Source organism: Roseixanthobacter psychrophilus, from assembly GCF_043195195.1.
GTDB lineage: Bacteria > Pseudomonadota > Alphaproteobacteria > Rhizobiales > Xanthobacteraceae > NCEH01.
On the sequence record NZ_JBAFWT010000016.1, the window covers coordinates 99,612 to 116,008 of the forward strand.

The window sequence follows — 16,397 nt, forward strand, 5'->3', positions numbered from 1 at the left end:
GCCGTGGAACGGTCAGGCCTCGGGCTGGGAGAGGAAGAGGTCCATGCCCAGCTTCTGGGACAGGAACTGCGCCACCAATTGCCCCTTCACGCTGTTGCCGGCCGCGTCCAGCGGCGGCGCGAAGGTGCCGAGCCCGCCCTTGCCGGGCGATACCGTCACGATGCCGCCGCCGATGCCGCTTTTGCCGGGCAGGCCGATCTCGTAGAGCCAGTCACCCGAGGTCTCGTAGAGGCCGGCCGTCGCCATCACCGCCAGCGCGTAATGGCAGACCATGGGATCGACCACCCGCTCCTTGGTGATCGGGTTCACCCCGCCATCGGCCAGCGTCGCGCCCATCACGGCGAGGTCGTGTGCCGTCACATCGAGCGCGCACTGGCGGGTGTAGAGGTCGGTCGCCTCCTTGGGGTCGGCGTAGATCCGCGACAGGCTCTGGAGCAGGCGGGCGATGGAGCGGTTGCGGAAATTGGTGTCGCTGGCGCAGCCATAGACCTCTTCGTTCAGCGGCAGGGTGCGGCCGGCGAAGCGGGACAGCCCCTCGTGGATGAAGCGCCATTTGGCCTCCGCCGTATCGCCCGGCACCAGCGAGGTGGTGGCGATGGCGCCGGAATTGACCATGGGATTGGTCAGCCCGTCGGCGCTGCGCTCCACGGCGGAGAGCGAATTGAACGCCAGGCCGGTGGCATTGGCGCCGATCTTCTCGCGCGCCAGCCGCGGGCCGATGGCCTGGCAGACCAGGGCGAACACGAACGGCTTCGACACGCTCATGATGGTGAAGGGAACGTCGGTGTCGCCGACCTCGTGCACGATGCCGTCGGTGCCCACCACGCAGATGCCGAACAGATCGCGCGGCACGCGGGCAAGGGCGGGATAAACCGTGGAATTGGCGCCGTCCCCATTGTCCTTGAAGCGCCTATGCGCCTCGATCACCAATTGGTCGATGCGCTCGCCCGCCGGCAGATGGCCGGTGGAGACATAGTCCGCTCCGGCATCGTCGAACGGCCCGGTGTTCTCCGTCATGAAATCCTCCCTGGCTGCGCATTGCGGCAGCTTGTTGTGGCGGCGCCCGCGCCGGGCGGGCGCCGCAGGGTCGCGCGCAGCCGTTCAGGCGGCCGCGATGAGGGCCTTGCGCAGGCGCTCCTCGGCTTCGTTGGACAGCGAGGTCTTCAGGATGCGCGGCTTGTAGGGCTCGACTTCCGGCAGCACCTTGTCCTCGGTGACCGAGCGCACCAGCACGAACAGGGCCGAGGAATTGGCCGGGATGGTGCCGCCCAGGTCCTTGATGAAGCCGTCGTTGATGCCGAAATCCACCAGCGAGCCCGAGAGCGCGCCGGTCCCCGCCCCGGCCACCGCGCCGATCGCCATGCCGGCGAGCGGATTGAGGAACAAGATACCCACCAGCGTGCCCCACAAGGCGCCCGACATGCCGCCGCGCGCCGCGCCCATGGCGGTGAGGTTCACGGCCTGCTTGATATGGACCTTGCCTTCCGCGTCGCGCTCGACGACGCAGGCATCCTCCAGGTCGATCAGATGCTCGACATGAAGCGAGCGCAGTTTGTTGAGGACTTCGTCCGCGGCATGGATGCCGTCAAACCCAAAGACGACGAGATTGCTCATGAGTTTCGTCCGCTCGGCGGCGGCTTGCGAACCGCCGCATGAAAACCAGGCTGGCGAGCAAAACCGGACGTGGCGAATATGACGAAGCGGCACCCGGAGGAAGTATCCTCAGTCCCGACGTCTTGCGCCGACCGTCCTTGTTCTATGCGCCGGCAATCGACTTATGCCGTATTCGCACGTCGCAGCAATTGGCACAGAATCCCACGCATGTTCCATCCATCCCAATATTGCCCGGATGGCCGCCCTCAAATTTCCCATATCCACCCCGCGCGATTTCACGCCGTGCGGATTTATCCTGATAATAGTCTGATTTATTTGTATTTTTTAAACCCTGCGCACAACGGCGCCGCATCAAACCCCGGTTGCCGCGCGTGCAACGCAGAAGCCGAAGCGTTGCAACGCGCAAAAGCGGCAGATACAAGTTCTTCAAGTTGTTCGCGTGAACTTCGTCGGGTCTTGCTTGATCTGCCGCACCAGAACACCGTTTAAACCGCAGCGGGGACAGGCCACGAGCCGCTCCGCCACCGAGCGAATGGACAGGCGGGATGGCGGGGAAGGCGATGGGGAGCGAGAGGGCCGAAAACGCGACGCCGCCGCAAGCGAAGCCGCCGCGCTCGGGCGCCGCCTTCTGCTACCGCTGGCTGATCTTCTTCCTCGCCTGGGTCATGCTCGGCCGTATCTCGGCCGTGGATCTCGTTGCCGGCGCGGCTGCAGCGGCCTTGGCGGCGGGCGCGAGCCTCGCCGTGCTGCCTGCGGGACGCCCGCACGTTCGCCCGGCCGCCCTCCCCGCGTTCGCCCTGCGCTTTGTCCACCGCTCGCTCGTGGCGGGATGGGATGTGGCGGGCCGCGCGGTCCGCTCGCCCTTGCCGCTGCATCCGGGGCTCATCACGTTCGCCACTTTATGCCCGCGCGGGCTGGAGCGGCAGATGTTCTGCGCGATCACCAGCCTCCAGCCCGGGACGCTCCCCCTGGGCGAAACCGGCGGCGTGCTGGAGCTGCATTGCCTGGACACCGCAAGCGGCGTGCGCGAGGATCTCCAGCACGATGAGGCGGCGTACCGCGCCGCCTTCGGGGGCGGTACCCGTGATGGCTGAAACCTTCCTCGGCTTTGCCGCCTGCCTGCTGGCCTTCGCCGCCGCCGCCTTGATCCGCCTGTGGCGCGGTGCGGGAGCGAGCGACCAGATGATGGCGGTGCAATTGCTCGGCACCAGCGTGATCGCGGTCTTGCTGCTCATAAGCGCCGCCACCGGCGCACCGGCGGTGCTCGACGTGGCATTGCTGCTGGCGCTGCTCGCGGCCTTCGCCGCCGCCGCCTTCCATAGCGTGCGCGCGGCGCCTGCGCATCAGCGGCCTAGGGCCGCGCGGAAGGCGGGCCCATGAGCGCGGCGCGGGATGTCTTCACCCTCGCCTTGCTGCTCGCGGGCACCGGCTTTTTCCTCGCGGGAACGCTCGGCCTGCTGCGCTTTCCCGATTCCCTCACCCGCCTGCATGCCCTCACCAAGGCCGACAATGTAGGGCTGGCGCTGATCGTGCTGGCGCTTCTGCCCCAGGCCGCAAGCCTGTTGGATGCGGCGAAGATGCTGGCGGTCTGGGCCCTGGTGCAGATCGCCTCCGGCACGGTGGCGCAGATGCTGGCACGTGCCGCCCGCAGCGATGACGAAACGCCGAACCGGACGCCGCAGGCGGACACGGCAGCGGAGGGGGCGTCTCCGTGAGCCTCGTCCTCGACAGCCTCCTCGCCTTGCTGGCGGTGGCGCTCGCCCTGCGGGTGCTGCTGGCGCGCGATGCTCTCGCGGCGGCCATCGGCTTCATCGGCTTGGGCCTCCTGCTCGCTTTGCTCTGGGTGCGGCTTGATGCGGTGGACGTCGCGCTCACCGAAGCGGCGATCGGCAGCGGCGTCACCGGGCTGGTGCTGCTGCGCGCAACAGGCCCCATGCGGCCCCCGGCGCCCCAGGGAGCGGCGGTGCACCTGCTCGCAGCCCTGCTCGCAGTCGCGGTCTTCTGCGGCCTGTCGGCCCTTGTCCTGACCTTGCCGGAACCGGCGCCTTCGCTGGCGGACGCAGCCGCCGCGCACCTCGAGGCGACCGGGCTCGGCAACCCGGTCACCGCCGTGCTGCTGGTTTACCGCGCGCTCGATACGCTGCTGGAAACCGTCGTGCTTTTGGTGGCGCTGATCGGCGTGTGGTCGCTCAGCGGCGAGACCGAATGGACCGGCGCGCCCCCGCCCTTGTGGCAGGTGGCGGCAACGCCGCCGCTGGAATTCCTTGCCCGCGTGCTGCCCCCGGTCGCCATCCTCATGGGGCTTTATCTGTTCTGGACCGGGGCCGACAAGCCGGGCGGCGCGTTCCAGGGCGGCGCGGTATTGGCGGCCGCCTGGCTGCTGGTCCTGCTCGCCGGCCTGCGCGCGCCGCCGCGCGCGGAGGGAGGCCGGCTCAGGGCGCTGCTGCTGCTCGGCCCGGCCCTGTTCCTTGGGGTCGGCGGGCTCGGCGTGGTGTTCGCGGGAGCCTTCCTCGCCTATCCCGAGGGCTTCGCCAAGCCGATCATCCTGCTGGTCGAAGCCGCCATCACCCTCTCCATCGCGGTCACGCTGGGCCTTCTGGTGCTCGACCCACCGCAAAAGCCCGGCGCGGGTGAACCGCCGCCCGAGGCAGGGATGGCCGCATGAGCCCCCTGCTCGCGACCCCCACCCTGTTCGGCCTTGCCGGCGCGGCGCTGGTGGCCATCGGCCTTTACGGGCTGATTGTGCAGGCCGACGCGCTGCGCCGCATCCTCGCCTTCAACCTGCTGGGCGCCGGCATCTTCCTGTTGTTCGGCGTGATCGCCTGGCGCGGCGCGGGCGCCGGCTTCGGCGGCGATCCGGTGCCCCAGGCCATGGTCATCACCGGCATCGTGGTGGCGTTTTCCGCCACCGCATTGGCGGTCGCCCTGGTGCGGCGGCTGCAAGCGCTGGAAGCGGCGGGCGAGGCCGCGGCGGAAGACGCCCCGGCGGATCGCGAGGAAGCGGCATGAGCCCCCTTCCCTCGGCCCTCGCCCTGCCCGGATCCTCGCCGCTCGGCCTGCTGCTGGTGCTGGCGATCGTCGGCCCGCTCTGCGGCCTTGCGCCCCTGCTGCTGCTGAAGGCCCGCGCCGCCGAGCGCTCGGCGCTGTTCTTCCTCGCCGCCGGGCTTGCGGTCGTGATCGCCATCTGCGCCGAAGTGGCGTGGGGCGGAAGGCCGCTCGCTTATTTCCTCGGCGGGTTCCGGCCGCCGCTCGGGGTTGGCTTGCGTGCCGACGGGCTGTCCATCTTCATGCTCGGCGTCTCGGCATTGGTGATCGTCGCTGCCGGACTGTTCGCCATGACCGCGCCGGGCGCGCAAAAGCCCCGCATGCCGCTCGCCTTCTGGATGCTGCTGCTCAGCGTATGGAGCGCGCTCAATCTCGTCTATCTCGCCGACGATTTGTTCGCCCTCTATGTGGCGCTGGAACTGCTCACCTTCGCCGCCGTGCCCCTGGTGTGCCTGGACGGGCGGGCGAAGACCCTTGCGGCGGCGCTGCAATATCTGCTGTTCGCCCTGTTCGGCTCGGTGCTCTATCTGCTCGGCACGGCGCTGATCTATGGCACCTATGGCACGCTCGACATCATCCTGCTGGCGCAGCGCGCGCAGGGGGAGCCGGCGCTGCTGGTGGCGCTGGCGTTGATGACCGCGGGCATGGCCGCCAAGGCGGCGCTGTTTCCGCTCTATCTGTGGCTGCCCGCCGCCCATGCGGGCGCACCGGCCGCCGCCAGCGCCATTCTTTCGGCGGTGGTGATCAAGGCGCCGATCTTCCTCATCGTGCGGTTCTGGTATGACATCGCGACCCCGGCGCAGAACGCCGCCGCCGCCCCGGTGCTGTCCGCGCTCGGTGCAGGCGCCGTGGTGCTGTGCGGGGTGTTCGCCCTGCGCCAGACCCGGTTGAAACTGCTGATCGCCTATTCCACGGCGGCGCAGATCGGCTATCTCTTCCTGATGTTCCCGCTTGCCGCCGCAACCGCGGGCGCAAGCGTGTGGAGCGCCATCGCCTGGACCGGCGGGGCGCTGCATCTGGTGTCCCACGCCCTTTCGAAGGCGGCCATGTTCATGGCGGCGGGCGTGATCGCCGAGACCCTGGGGCATGACCGCATATCCGGCCTTTCCGGCATCGGCCGCATCGTTCCCATCAGCGTATTCGCCTTCGGCCTCGGTGGGCTCTCCCTCATGGGCCTGCCGCCGAGCGGCGGCTTCGTCGCCAAGGTCATGCTGCTCACCTCCGCCGTGCAGCAGGGGGCGTGGTGGATCGCGGGCGTGATCCTCGTCGGCGGCCTGCTGGCGGCGGGCTATGTGCTGCGCGTCGTGTTGCCCGCCCTCTCCCGACCGGAGGACGGCCTTGTCACCGTGCCGGTTTCCCGCTGGCGGGAAATGGTGGCGCTGGTGCTGGCGCTCGGGGCCGTCGCCCTGGGCCTGGTGCCGCTGCAGCCCGCCGCCTTCCTGGCCATCGGCCGGCCGGCGAGCTGGGCGGGGGCAGCGCCATGACCGCCGCCGCGCTGCTGCTGGTCGCAGCCCCCGTGCTCCCGCTGCTGCTGGCGCTCGCCTGCGCGCTCAAGCCGGTGCGCCGCTTCGCCCCGTTCCTGCTGGCGCCGGCGGCGGTGCCGGGCCTGCTGGCGGCGCTGCTGGTGCCGCGCGGCGTGTTCGTGCTGGTGGCGCCGCCCCCGTTCCGCATCAGCTTCTTCCTCGACGTGCCGGGCGCGATCCTGCTCGGCGCCTCCGCTGTGCTCTGGATCGCCGCAGGCGCCTATGCCGCCAGCTCTCTTGCGAAGGACCCGCGTCGGGGCGGGTTCTGCGTCTGGTGGCTGGCGACGCTCGCGGGCAGCTTCGGCGTGTTCATCGTCGCCGACGTGGCGAGCTTCTATCTCGCCTTCGCGCTCGTGAGCCTTGCCGCCTACGGCCTCTCGGCCCACGACGACACGCCGGAGGCGCGGCGCGCCGGCGTGGTCTATCTCGTCCTGACCTTGTTCGGCGAAGCGGTGCTGATCGCCGCCTTCGTGATGCTCGCCTCCGGCAGCCCGGACGCCAATCCGCTGATCCGCGATGCGGTCGCCCAATGGCCGGTCTCGCCCTGGCGCGACGCCATCCTGGCGTTGCTGGTGGTGGGCTTCGGGCTGAAGATGGGGCTGGTGCCGCTGCACGTGTGGATGCCGCTCGCCCATTCGGTGGCGCCCATTCCCGCCTCGGCGGTGCTGAGCGGCATCGTCGTGAAGGCCGGCGTCATCGGCCTGCTGCGCTTCCTTCCGCTCGGCGTCGCCCTCTCCGGCTGGGGCCTGGCGCTGAGCGCCATCGGCATTCTCACCGCCTATTACGGCATCGCGCTCGGCCTCACCCAGACGCACCCCAAGCGGGTGCTGGCCTATTCCACCATCAGCCAGATGGGCGTGGTGGCGGCGGTGATCGGCGGCGCCCTGGTGCAGGGCGACGCCAGCGCCGCCGCCAGCGCCGCCTTCTATGCCGCCAACCATATTCTGCTGAAGGGCGCGCTGTTCCTGGCGGTGGGCATCGCCGCCGCAAGCGCGCCTGGCGCGGTGCTGCCGGTGCTGGGGCTTAGCAGCCTGCTGGGCCTCAGCCTCGCCGGCCTGCCCTTCACCGGCGGCGCACTCGCCAAGCTCGCCATCAAGGGCCCCATGGGCGAAGGCACCGCCGGCTTCCTGCTCGCCCTTTCCGCCGCCGGCACCACCTTGCTCATGGCCCGGTTCGTGCTCCTGCTGCGCGCGAGCGCCAAGGGCCGCGCCGCCTTCCCCCTGCCCGCCCCCGCGCTGCTGGCGCCCTGGATCGGCCTTAGCATCCTCGCCCTCGCCCTGCCGTTCACCCTCTACCCCCTGGTGACCGGCGAACGGCTCGCCGCCGCCTTTGCCCTGGTCAATCTCGAAAAGACGGCGGTACCGGTGCTGATCGGCCTCGCGCTCGCCTTCGCCCTGCATCGGCGTGGCCCGACCCTGCCCGAGGTGCCGGCCGGCGACATTCTGGTGCTGGCGGAGCGGCTCGGCCCTCCGCTTGCGCGTGGGCTCGATCGCCTCGGCGCGCTCGACGGACTGCTGCGCCGCTGGGGGATCGCCGGGGTGCTGCTCGCCGGCCTCGTCATCGCCCTCGCGGCAGCGGTGAGGGCCGCGCCATGAGCCCGCGATCGCAAATTTGCCGCCCCGCCGAGGTGCGGCAAAAATCATTTCGCGAAAAGCCGTTTCTCCGTGAAGACTTCATGAAATTCTCCAATGTTCTCGACCCGGTAACACACGTTCTTCTTCGGCCCCGCGCCCAAATCCACGAACGCCAAACCGATGCCGCCCCGCGAGATGCCACCGCGCGTTTCGGCATCCACCAGCCCCAACAGGAGCCTTCCGTGCCCGCCATCAAATCCAGCACCAGCGCCAGTGCGCGCCTCCACGGGCGGCGGCTCGCACTGGCGATCCTGCTCCTCTCCCCCCTCGCCCTTGCCGCCTGCGGAGGCGAGAAAACCGTTGCAGCGCCTGAAGTTAGGCCTGTGCGCGCGATCAAGGTCTCGACCCGCACGACCCCCGACGGCCTCACCTTCACGGGCCATGTGGAGGCGATGAACGAGGTCAATTATGCCTTCCGGATCGGCGGGCGGATCATCGAGCGGCTGGTCAATGTGGGCGACCATCTCGACGCCGGGCAGGTCATCGCGCGGCTTGATCCTGTGAATGAAATCAATGCTTTACGCTCGGCCCAAGCAGCCCTGAGCGCGGCCGAGGGGCAGCTCGGCGTCTCGCGCAACACCTATGAGCGCCAGCGCGCGCTGTTGGCCCGCGGCTTCACCCCGCGTGCCCAGTTCGAGCAGGCCGAGCAAGCCTATCTCGCCTCCCGCTCGCGGGTGGAAGATGCTGAGGCACAAGTAAAAATCGCCTCCGACCGAGTCGATTTCACAGAGCTGAAAGCCGATGCGCCGGGCACCGTCACCGCCCGCCGCGCCGAGCAGGGCGAGGTGGTGCAGCCGGGCCAGCCGATCGTCCAGGTCGCCCGCAAGGACGGGCGAGATGCAGTATTCGACGTTCCCGCACAAGTCTTGCGTAGTCTTCCCTCCGATCCGGATGTCGTTATCTCGCTCACGGATTCCAGCGGCGTGACGGCCAAGGGGCGGGTGCGCGAGGTCGCGCCGCAGGCCGATCCCGTGACCCGCACCTTTGCGGTCCGCGTCGGCCTGATCGACCCGCCGGAGGCGATGCGCCTTGGCTCCACCGTGAACGGCTCCGTGGCGGTTGATACCGGCCCGGTGATCGAGATCCCCGCCAGCGCCCTGACCCGCATCGACGGCAAGCCGGCGGTGTGGATCTTCGATCCCGCCAGCAAGACCGTGGCCCTGCGGCCGGTGGAGGTGGCGCGTTTCTCGCCCGCCTCGGTCACCGTCGCCGATGGCCTGAAGGATGCGGAAATCGTTGTTACGGCTGGCGTCCAGGCGCTCCATCCGGGGCAGAAGGTCCGCCTTTTGGGAGCAAGCCTGTGAGCGGCCTCAACCTCTCCGAATGGGCGCTGAAGCACCGCTCCATCGTCATCTATTTCATGGCGGTGGCGGTGCTCGCGGGGCTGCTCGCCTATGAGCGACTGGGCCGGGGCGAGGACCCGACCTTCATCATCAAGACCATGGTGGTGCAGGCCCGCTGGCCCGGCGCCTCCGTGGACGACACCCTCAAGCAGGTCACGGAGCGGCTGGAGCGCACACTCCAGGAGACCCCGAAGCTCGATTTCCTGCGCAGCTATACCAGCGCCGGCGTGACCACCATCTTCGTCAATCTCAAGGGCAGCGCCACCGCACAGGAGGTGCCCGACATCTGGTATCACGTGCGCAAAAGCGTTGGCGACATGCGCCATACCTTGCCGGCGGGCGTGGTCGGACCGGGTTTCAACGATGAATTCGGCGACACCTTCGGTATCATCTACGGCTTTACATCCGACGGCTTCAGCCAGCGCGAGCTGCGCGACTATGTGGAGGACGTGCGCTCCAAGCTGCTCCAGGTGCCCGATGTCTCGAAGATCGAGATTCTGGGCGCGCAGGATGAGCGGATCTTCATCGAATTTTCGATGCAGGAACTGGCGAGCCTGGGCATCGACCGCGCAGCCGTGCTCGCGGCCCTGCAAAGCCAGAACATCGTCAGCCCGGCCGGCGTCATCCAGACCGGGGAAGAGGCCATTACGCTGCGCGTGTCCGGCGCGTTCGATTCCGAGCAAGATATTGCAAACGTTAATTTTGTGGTGAACGGGCGGGTGCTGCGCCTGTCGGATATCGCGACCGTGCGCCGGGCCTATGCCGACCCGCCGCGGCCGCTGTTTCGGGTGGACGGCAAGCCAGCCATCGGCCTCGCCATCGCCATGCGCGACGGCGGCGACATCCTCGCCCTCGGCTCGCGCCTGAAGGCCGCCATGTCCGACATCACCGCCGACCTGCCCATCGGCATCGAGCCGCATCTGGTGGCGGATCAAGCGGTTACGGTGGATACGGCGATCGGGGAGTTCATGTCCTCGCTCTGGCAGGCGGTGGGGATCATCCTGGTGGTGAGCTTCATCAGCCTCGGCGTGCGCGCCGGCATGGTGGTGGCGCTCTCCATCCCGCTGACGCTTGCCGTGGTGTTCTCCGTGATGGAACTCGCCGGCATCGACATGCAGCGCATCTCGCTCGGCGCGCTCATCATCGCGCTGGCGCTCATGGTGGACGACGCCATGACCACCACCGATGCAATGATGAATCGGCTCGCCGCCGGAGACGACAAGGCAAGTTCGGCCACATACGCGTTCCGCACCTATGCCTTCGCGATGCTGGCGGGAACCTTCGTCACGGTCGCCGGCTTCGTGCCCGTGGGCTTTGCGGCCAGTTCGGCGGGCGAATATACGTTCTCGTTGTTTGCTGTCGTCTCCATCGCCCTCATCGTCTCCTGGTTCGTGGCGGTGCTGTTCGCGCCGCTGCTTGGCGTATTGCTGCTCAAGGCGCCGGAGAAGAAGAAGGACAGCAAGGAAAAGCCCAGCAAAGTGCTTGGGATGTACCGGGGCTTGTTGACCCTCGCCCTCAAGGCCCGCTGGATCACGGTGGCCATCACGGTCGGGCTGTTCGTCCTATCCGTCCTGGCCCTGCCGCTGATCCCGCAGCAATTCTTCCCGTCCTCGGACAGGCCGGAACTGCTGGTGGACCTGCGCCTGCCGCAGAACGCCTCGATCTATGGCAGCGAGGAGATTACCGAGAGGTTTGACGCCATCGTGCGCGCCGATCCCGACGTGGATCGGTTCAGCTCCTATGTCGGGCGCGGCGCAATCCGTTTCTACCTCCCGCTCAATGTGCAGCTTCCCAACGACTTCTTCGCCCAGGCGGTGATCGTCGCCAAGGACGTCCCGGCGCGCGAGCGGCTGCGGGTGAAGCTGGAAAAAGTCCTGGAGGAACAGTTCCCGAACGTCGTGGGGCGTGTCTATCCGCTGGAACTCGGCCCGCCCGTGGGCTGGCCGGTACAATACCGCGTCAGCGGCCCCGACATCGAGAAGGTGCGCCAGATCGCATTCCAGCTCGCCGGCGTGGTCGCCTCCAATACCAAGGTGGAGAAGGTCAATTTCGACTGGATCGAACCGGGACGCCAGGTGCGCATTCAGGTGGACCAGGATCAGACCCGCCTGCTCGGCCTCAGCACCCAGGCCCTCGCCGGCGTGCTCAATACGGTGATGACCGGCACGCCGATTACCCAGGTGCGCGACGACATCTATCTGGTGAACGTCGTAGCCCGCGCCACCGACGAACAGCGCGTGTCCCTCGCCAACCTTGCCACCTTGCAGGTGCCCCTGCCCGGCGGCCGCACCGTGCCGCTGAGCCAGCTCGCCACGTTCGAATACGTTCAGGATTACCCCGTGGTGTGGCGGCGCGACCGGGTGCCGACCCTCACCGTCCAGGCGGATGTCATTCCCGGCATTCTGCCCGAGACGGTGGTCGGCGCGCTCTCGCCAAAGATCGACGATCTGGTGAAGACCCTGCCGCGCTCCTACCACATCGTGACCGGCGGCACGGTGGAGGAAAGCGCCCAGTCGCTCGCCTCGGTGCTCGCGGTGGTGCCGGTGATGCTGCTGATCATGCTCACGGTACTGATGTTCCAGCTCCAGAGCTTCTCGCGGCTGGTGCTGGTGCTCTCCGTGGCTCCCCTCGGGCTCATCGGGGTCGCGGCGGCTTTGCTGGTCTCGGGGCGGCCATTGGGCTTCGTGGCCATCCTCGGCATCCTCGCCTTGATCGGCATGATCACCAAGAACGCGGTGATCCTGATCGGCCAGATCGAGGCGGAACGGGCACGCGGCAGCAATGTCCAGGACGCGGTCATCGCTGCGTCCTGCACGCGTTTCCGCCCGATCATGCTGACGGCGGTTTCGACCGTGCTCGGCATGATTCCCATCGCCCCCACCGTGTTCTGGGGTCCCATGGCCTTCGCCATCATGGGGGGTCTGCTGGTGGGCACGATGCTGACGCTGATCTTCCTGCCGGCGCTGTATGTCGGCTGGTTCGGACCTGAAACACCGCCGGAGCGCACATCCGTCGCGGCAACGGCCTAGCTTATGCGGGCCGGGCCGCAGCCTGCGGTCCGGCCGCGCACGATACGCGCGGGACATTGGAGGCTCTATGCAGACCGGACCTACCGCCAGCGGGCGTGAACCCGTGTTGATCGATTTTGCCCTCCAGGGCGGGGGATCCCACGGCGCCTTTACCTGGGGCGTGCTCGACCGCCTTTTGGAAGAGGACTGGCTGCGCATCGACGGCATTTCCGGCACCTCGGCCGGCGCCATGAACGCGGCGGTGCTGGCGGACGGCTTTGCCGCGGGCGGCGCGCAAGGCGCGCGCGATGCGCTTGAAGCCTATTGGAAGCGCGTGGCGGAAGCGGCGCGCTTCAGCCCGTTCCAGCGCGGCCCCATCGACAAGATGCTGGGGCGCTGGACGCTCGACAACTCGCCACTGTTCGTCACCCTCGACCTCGTCTCGCGCCTCTATTCCCCCTACGACCTCAACCCGGGCAACTCGCACCCGCTGCGGAGCATCCTTGAGGACCTGATCAATTTCGAGCGGTTGAAGACCTCGCCGATCCGCCTGTTCATCACCGCCACCAATGTGCGCACCGGGCGCGGGCGGGTGTTCCGCAATTCCGAGATCACGCCCGACGTGCTGCTCGCCTCGGCCTGCCTGCCCACCATGTTCCAGGCCATCGAGATCGACGGCGAGAGCTATTGGGACGGCGGCTATTCCGGCAATCCCACCATGACGCCGCTGGTGCGCGAGCTCGATTCCGACGACACCATCCTCATCCCCATCAACCCGGTCGAGCGGCCGGGCACGCCCAATTCGGCGCGGGAAATCCTCAACCGCCTCAACGAGGTGTCTTTCAACGCGGTGCTGCTGAAGGAATTGCGCATGATCGCCTTGCTGCGCAAGGTCGCCGACCCCGGCAACACTGAGGGCGCGCAATGGGCGAAGATGCGCATCCACATGGTGCCCAACGCGCTGATGTCCACGCTCGGCTATTCCTCCAAGCTCAATGCGGAATGGGAGTTCCTCTCCATGCTGCGCGACGAGGGCCGCAAGTCCGCCGAGGCGTTCCTCGCGCGGGATGCGGACAATCTCGGCAAGCGCTCCTCCATTGATCTCGACGTGCTGCTGGAAGGCGTGTGAGCCATGGGACTTCTCGGCATCCTCCTCGGCCTCGGGCTGCTCCTGTTCCTGGCCTTCCGGGGCTGGTCGATCCTGCTGCTGGCGCCCATCGCGGCGCTGGTGGCGGCGGCGTTCTCGGGCGAGCCGCTGCTCGCCCACTGGACGCAGACCTTCATGACCAACGCCGCCACCTTCGTGGCGCAGTTCTTCCCGCTGTTCCTGCTCGGCGCCCTGTTCGGCAAGCTGATGGACGACAGCGGCTCGGTGAGCGTGATCGCCGACACCATGACCGAAAAGCTCGGCGAGAAGCGCGCGATTCTCGCGGTGGTGCTGGCGGGCGCCATCGTCACCTATGGCGGGGTGAGCCTGTTCGTCGCCTTTTTCGTGCTGGCGCCCATGGCAATCGCCTTGTTCCGCTCGGCGGGCGTGCCGCGACGGCTCATGCCGGCCGCCATCGCGCTCGGCACCTCCACCTTCACCATGTCGGCCATGCCGGGAACGCCGGCGATCCAGAACGCCATTCCCATGCCGTTCTTCGGCACCACGCCGTTCGCCGCGCCGGGACTGGGCATCATCGCCTCGCTGATCATGCTCGGCTTCGGCATGTGGTGGCTGATGCGGGCGGAGCGCGTCGCGCGCGCCAAGGGCGAGGGCTTCGGTGATGACACCCCGCTAGATCCAGGCGTCGCCGACGACCAATTCATCCGCGAGCGCGCCACCGCCTCCCATGAATTCGACACCGCCGAGATCTCCCACGGCGCCCACAGCACGACGCGTCCCTCCTTCCTCGTGGCGGCGGTGCCGCTGGTGGTGGTGGTGCTGGTGAACCTGCTGATGTCCATGGTGATCCTGCCCCGGCTGGACGTGAGCTTCCTGGCCGAGGAGCGCTGGGGCTCCACCACGCTCTCCGCCGTGGGCGGCGTGTGGGCGGTGGCGACCGCGCTGACGGCGGCGATCCTGGTGCTGCTGGCGTTCAATTTCCGCCGCCTGCCGGACCTGCGGGCCACCCTGGACGCGGGCGCCAACGCCTCGGTGCTGCCGGCGTTCAGCGTCGCAAGCCTGGTGGGCTTCGGCGCCGTGGTCGCCGCCATGCCGGCGTTCGAGCTGGTGCGCACCTGGGTGCTCGGCATCCAGGGCGGGCCGCTGGTGTCGCTCGCCATCGCCACCAACATATTGGCGGCGCTCACCGGCTCGGCCTCCGGCGGGCTCACCATCGCGCTCGATGCGCTGGGCGCGTCCTACATGAAGCTCGCGGCGGAAACCGGCCTCGACCCGGCGCTGATGCACCGGGTGGCGGTGATCGGCGCCGGCACGCTCGATAGCCTGCCGCACAACGGCGCGGTGGTGACGCTGTTGGCAGTGTGCGGCTCGACCCACGCCAAAAGCTATTTCGACATCGTCATGGTCGCGGTGGTGGGCGCGATCCTGGCCCTGGTGGCGGTGATCGTCCTCGGCAGCACCGTCGGCTCGTTCTGAAGGCACTGCGCGGGCCGGCACATGCCGGCCCAACGACATTCAGTTGCGCAGCCCGCCGGTGAAGACGGTGATGGGGGCGGTCACGACTCCCCCCACAGCGGCACCCAGCACCTGCACGGCTTCGACCCCGCCGCCCGATTCCTGCTCACCGAGATCCTGCCCCGCAGACAGGCGCGTACCGAGCAATTGCACCACCTCGGGGCTGGTGGTGAACTTGGAATGATTGAGCGGATCGCCATTTTCCAGGCCCGAAAGATCCAGCACCACGATGCCGGTGGCTTGTTCCAACTGAGCGGCCTTGTCCGGCTGAGTCAAATCGATGGAGCCCACGCGCGCCACCCCGCCGGCGATCAACTGCGAGAGGCCGAGCGCACGATCGTTGCGCGAGACGAAGATGGTGATGCGCGGACGATCCTTGCCCATCTCCTCGACCTGACGGCGGAACACGTCGATGTCGAGATCGGGCGAGGCCAGCACCACGTTGGAGATCTTGGCCGGGATGCGCCCGTCCTGCAGCGCGAGCTGGCGCAGGGACTCCACCGCCAGCCACGCGCCCATGGAATGGGCCATCACCACCACATCGTCCACATAGGGGCTGCGCGCCGCCGCCCGCAGCACATAGGCAAGGTCGTTGCGGGAGAAATTGGTGCTCTCGCGGTCATAGACATAATCCAGAACCCGCCCGCGCGAGGGCCAGGAGAACAGCACCGGCGCCACGTTTGCATTCATGTCGTGGACGAGTTGGGCGAAGCGGAGCACCGCTGAATCGAACCGCGTGTTGAAGCCGTGCACGAAAATCAGGACCCGCCGCTTCGTGCCCTTGGCGCCCTTGAACCAGTCGAGAACGCCCGAGCGCGGGACCGCCTCGACATCGGTAACGGCGAAATCGCGGGCTGGGTCGACGCTGCCCGGCTGGGGCCATTGCAGCGAGCCGACCGCGCGATCGGGCGGGATCGAAACCACGATATTGGTGAGCGAAAGCCCCGCCCCGCGCTCGCCGGTGAACAGAATTCCGGGCTTGTCGGTGGGTGCGCGGGTGGTGGCGGCCAGAATATCCACCTTTGAGGCACCGGGCGCGGAGCCAGATACGGGAATAAAGACGCCTTCGGGATAGGAAGAGCAGCCGCCCATGCCCAGGATGGCAGCCAGGAGCAGCAATGCCATGGGCTTGCTGTGTGCCGCGAACCGGTATCCGATCCTCATTGATGGCGACACGCGATACCCCCGGCCCGGCCCCATGACGGCGCTTTCATCCTGCAAAGCTGAATTCCGGCGCGGTTTCAAGCAAAACCGCTCTGACCAAGCCGTTGGCGATGCGCGGCACGGACACGCGGGTCCGATCCTGCGAATTTTCGGGCCGCCGGAAATGGTGTAAGGCGCACCATGGAACATGGCTGAGTACCGGCGGCGCGGAGCGTCACGCCCATCCACCCCGAGAATAGGCGCCCTAAAACGGGGCGAGACCCGATGACCACGGCGCCCGCTGAAATCCACCTGCAACTCAGCAACATCAGGAATTTCTTTCGCGTCCCCGAGATTGATCCGTTCGCCGGAGATGTCATCGATCATTCGGGGATCGACCAAGTGATGGACGCGCTGCGGGCGCGGAAAGACTGGCGCACCAGCACGACCAAAGCCGTGATCTG

At 68.0% G+C, this 16,397-nt stretch carries 15 protein-coding genes; 11 read left to right on the forward strand and 4 right to left on the reverse strand.

Annotated features, from left to right (window positions below):
- Window positions 1-12: 12 nt before the first annotated feature.
- A complete protein-coding gene (gene glsA / locus V5F77_RS15535) occupies window positions 13-1,017 on the reverse strand; it encodes a glutaminase A (protein WP_429006265.1) in 1,005 nt (334 codons plus the stop codon).
- Between the two features lie 84 nt (window positions 1,018-1,101).
- The gene (locus V5F77_RS15540) at window positions 1,102-1,614 is read right to left on the reverse strand and encodes a DUF1269 domain-containing protein (RefSeq protein WP_429006266.1); all 513 of its coding nucleotides are present in this window, start codon (window positions 1,612-1,614) and stop codon (window positions 1,102-1,104) included.
- Window positions 1,615-2,174: 560 nt separating this feature from the next.
- Between V5F77_RS15540 and V5F77_RS15545 the strand changes: the two genes are divergently transcribed.
- The 7 genes from V5F77_RS15545 to V5F77_RS15575 are packed head-to-tail and all read left to right on the forward strand — an operon-like array spanning window position 2,175 to window position 7,777.
- Window positions 2,175-2,708 (forward strand): Na+/H+ antiporter subunit E, encoded by a 534-nt coding sequence (locus tag V5F77_RS15545; RefSeq protein WP_429006267.1) that lies wholly within the window; start codon window positions 2,175-2,177, stop codon window positions 2,706-2,708.
- The gene (locus V5F77_RS15550) at window positions 2,701-2,994 is read left to right on the forward strand and encodes a monovalent cation/H+ antiporter complex subunit F (protein WP_429006268.1); all 294 of its coding nucleotides are present in this window, start codon (window positions 2,701-2,703) and stop codon (window positions 2,992-2,994) included. Before V5F77_RS15545 ends, V5F77_RS15550 begins: the two co-directional genes overlap by 8 nt.
- Window positions 2,991-3,329, forward strand: coding sequence for a cation:proton antiporter (locus V5F77_RS15555; RefSeq protein WP_429006269.1), 339 nt, complete (start codon window positions 2,991-2,993; stop codon window positions 3,327-3,329). The genes V5F77_RS15550 and V5F77_RS15555 overlap by 4 nt, the downstream gene beginning before the upstream one ends.
- Complete coding sequence (locus V5F77_RS15560; protein ID WP_429006270.1) at window positions 3,326-4,279, forward strand: MnhB domain-containing protein; 954 nt, start codon at window positions 3,326-3,328, stop codon at window positions 4,277-4,279. The genes V5F77_RS15555 and V5F77_RS15560 overlap by 4 nt, the downstream gene beginning before the upstream one ends.
- Window positions 4,276-4,623, forward strand: coding sequence for an NADH-quinone oxidoreductase subunit K (locus tag V5F77_RS15565; RefSeq protein WP_429006271.1), 348 nt, complete (start codon window positions 4,276-4,278; stop codon window positions 4,621-4,623). Before V5F77_RS15560 ends, V5F77_RS15565 begins: the two co-directional genes overlap by 4 nt.
- Window positions 4,620-6,143 carry a complex I subunit 5 family protein gene (locus V5F77_RS15570; RefSeq protein ID WP_429006272.1) on the forward strand — a complete coding sequence of 508 codons (1,524 nt, stop codon included), beginning with the start codon at window positions 4,620-4,622 and terminating at the stop codon, window positions 6,141-6,143. The genes V5F77_RS15565 and V5F77_RS15570 overlap by 4 nt, the downstream gene beginning before the upstream one ends.
- Window positions 6,140-7,777 carry a complex I subunit 5 family protein gene (locus tag V5F77_RS15575; RefSeq protein ID WP_429006273.1) on the forward strand — a complete coding sequence of 546 codons (1,638 nt, stop codon included), beginning with the start codon at window positions 6,140-6,142 and terminating at the stop codon, window positions 7,775-7,777. The genes V5F77_RS15570 and V5F77_RS15575 overlap by 4 nt, the downstream gene beginning before the upstream one ends.
- A 44-nt stretch (window positions 7,778-7,821) precedes the next feature.
- Here V5F77_RS15575 and V5F77_RS15580 read toward each other — a convergent pair whose 3' ends face one another.
- Entirely contained in the window at window positions 7,822-7,986 is a 165-nt protein-coding gene (locus V5F77_RS15580) for a hypothetical protein (RefSeq protein ID WP_429006274.1), read from the reverse strand.
- Window positions 7,987-8,007: 21 nt separating this feature from the next.
- Here V5F77_RS15580 and V5F77_RS15585 point away from each other — a divergent pair, with 21 nt between their 5' ends.
- The 4 genes from V5F77_RS15585 to V5F77_RS15600 all read left to right on the forward strand — a co-directional run bounded on the left by V5F77_RS15585 (window position 8,008) and on the right by V5F77_RS15600 (window position 14,751).
- Complete coding sequence (locus V5F77_RS15585) at window positions 8,008-9,120, forward strand: efflux RND transporter periplasmic adaptor subunit (protein ID WP_449317021.1); 1,113 nt, start codon at window positions 8,008-8,010, stop codon at window positions 9,118-9,120.
- Window positions 9,117-12,188, forward strand: a complete 3,072-nt coding sequence (locus tag V5F77_RS15590) for an efflux RND transporter permease subunit (protein ID WP_429006276.1) — start codon at window positions 9,117-9,119, stop codon at window positions 12,186-12,188. Before V5F77_RS15585 ends, V5F77_RS15590 begins: the two co-directional genes overlap by 4 nt.
- A gap of 67 nt (window positions 12,189-12,255) precedes the next feature.
- The gene (locus V5F77_RS15595) at window positions 12,256-13,296 is read left to right on the forward strand and encodes a patatin-like phospholipase family protein (RefSeq protein ID WP_429006277.1); all 1,041 of its coding nucleotides are present in this window, start codon (window positions 12,256-12,258) and stop codon (window positions 13,294-13,296) included.
- 3 nt (window positions 13,297-13,299) lie between these two features.
- On the forward strand, window positions 13,300-14,751 hold the full coding sequence (locus V5F77_RS15600; protein ID WP_429006278.1) for a GntP family permease: 1,452 nt from the start codon (window positions 13,300-13,302) through the stop codon (window positions 14,749-14,751).
- Between the two features lie 39 nt (window positions 14,752-14,790).
- Here V5F77_RS15600 and V5F77_RS15605 read toward each other — a convergent pair whose 3' ends face one another.
- On the reverse strand, window positions 14,791-15,915 hold the full coding sequence (locus V5F77_RS15605; RefSeq protein WP_429006279.1) for an alpha/beta hydrolase: 1,125 nt from the start codon (window positions 15,913-15,915) through the stop codon (window positions 14,791-14,793).
- Window positions 15,916-16,397 lie beyond the last annotated feature (482 nt).

What these genes read in the sequence shown, in the direction of transcription:
- glsA (WP_429006265.1), bottom strand. Translation starts at nt 1,017, where the DNA reads ATGACGGAGAACACCGGGCCGTTCGACGATGCCGGAGCGGACTATGTC.
- V5F77_RS15540 (WP_429006266.1), bottom strand. Translation starts at nt 1,614, where the DNA reads ATGAGCAATCTCGTCGTCTTTGGGTTTGACGGCATCCATGCCGCGGAC.
- V5F77_RS15545 (WP_429006267.1), top strand. Translation starts at nt 2,175, where the DNA reads ATGGGGAGCGAGAGGGCCGAAAACGCGACGCCGCCGCAAGCGAAGCCG.
- V5F77_RS15550 (WP_429006268.1), top strand. Translation starts at nt 2,701, where the DNA reads ATGGCTGAAACCTTCCTCGGCTTTGCCGCCTGCCTGCTGGCCTTCGCC.
- V5F77_RS15555 (WP_429006269.1), top strand. Translation starts at nt 2,991, where the DNA reads ATGAGCGCGGCGCGGGATGTCTTCACCCTCGCCTTGCTGCTCGCGGGC.
- V5F77_RS15565 (WP_429006271.1), top strand. Translation starts at nt 4,276, where the DNA reads ATGAGCCCCCTGCTCGCGACCCCCACCCTGTTCGGCCTTGCCGGCGCG.
- V5F77_RS15570 (WP_429006272.1), top strand. Translation starts at nt 4,620, where the DNA reads ATGAGCCCCCTTCCCTCGGCCCTCGCCCTGCCCGGATCCTCGCCGCTC.
- V5F77_RS15575 (WP_429006273.1), top strand. Translation starts at nt 6,140, where the DNA reads ATGACCGCCGCCGCGCTGCTGCTGGTCGCAGCCCCCGTGCTCCCGCTG.
- V5F77_RS15595 (WP_429006277.1), top strand. Translation starts at nt 12,256, where the DNA reads ATGCAGACCGGACCTACCGCCAGCGGGCGTGAACCCGTGTTGATCGAT.
- V5F77_RS15600 (WP_429006278.1), top strand. Translation starts at nt 13,300, where the DNA reads ATGGGACTTCTCGGCATCCTCCTCGGCCTCGGGCTGCTCCTGTTCCTG.
- V5F77_RS15605 (WP_429006279.1), bottom strand. Translation starts at nt 15,915, where the DNA reads ATGGCATTGCTGCTCCTGGCTGCCATCCTGGGCATGGGCGGCTGCTCT.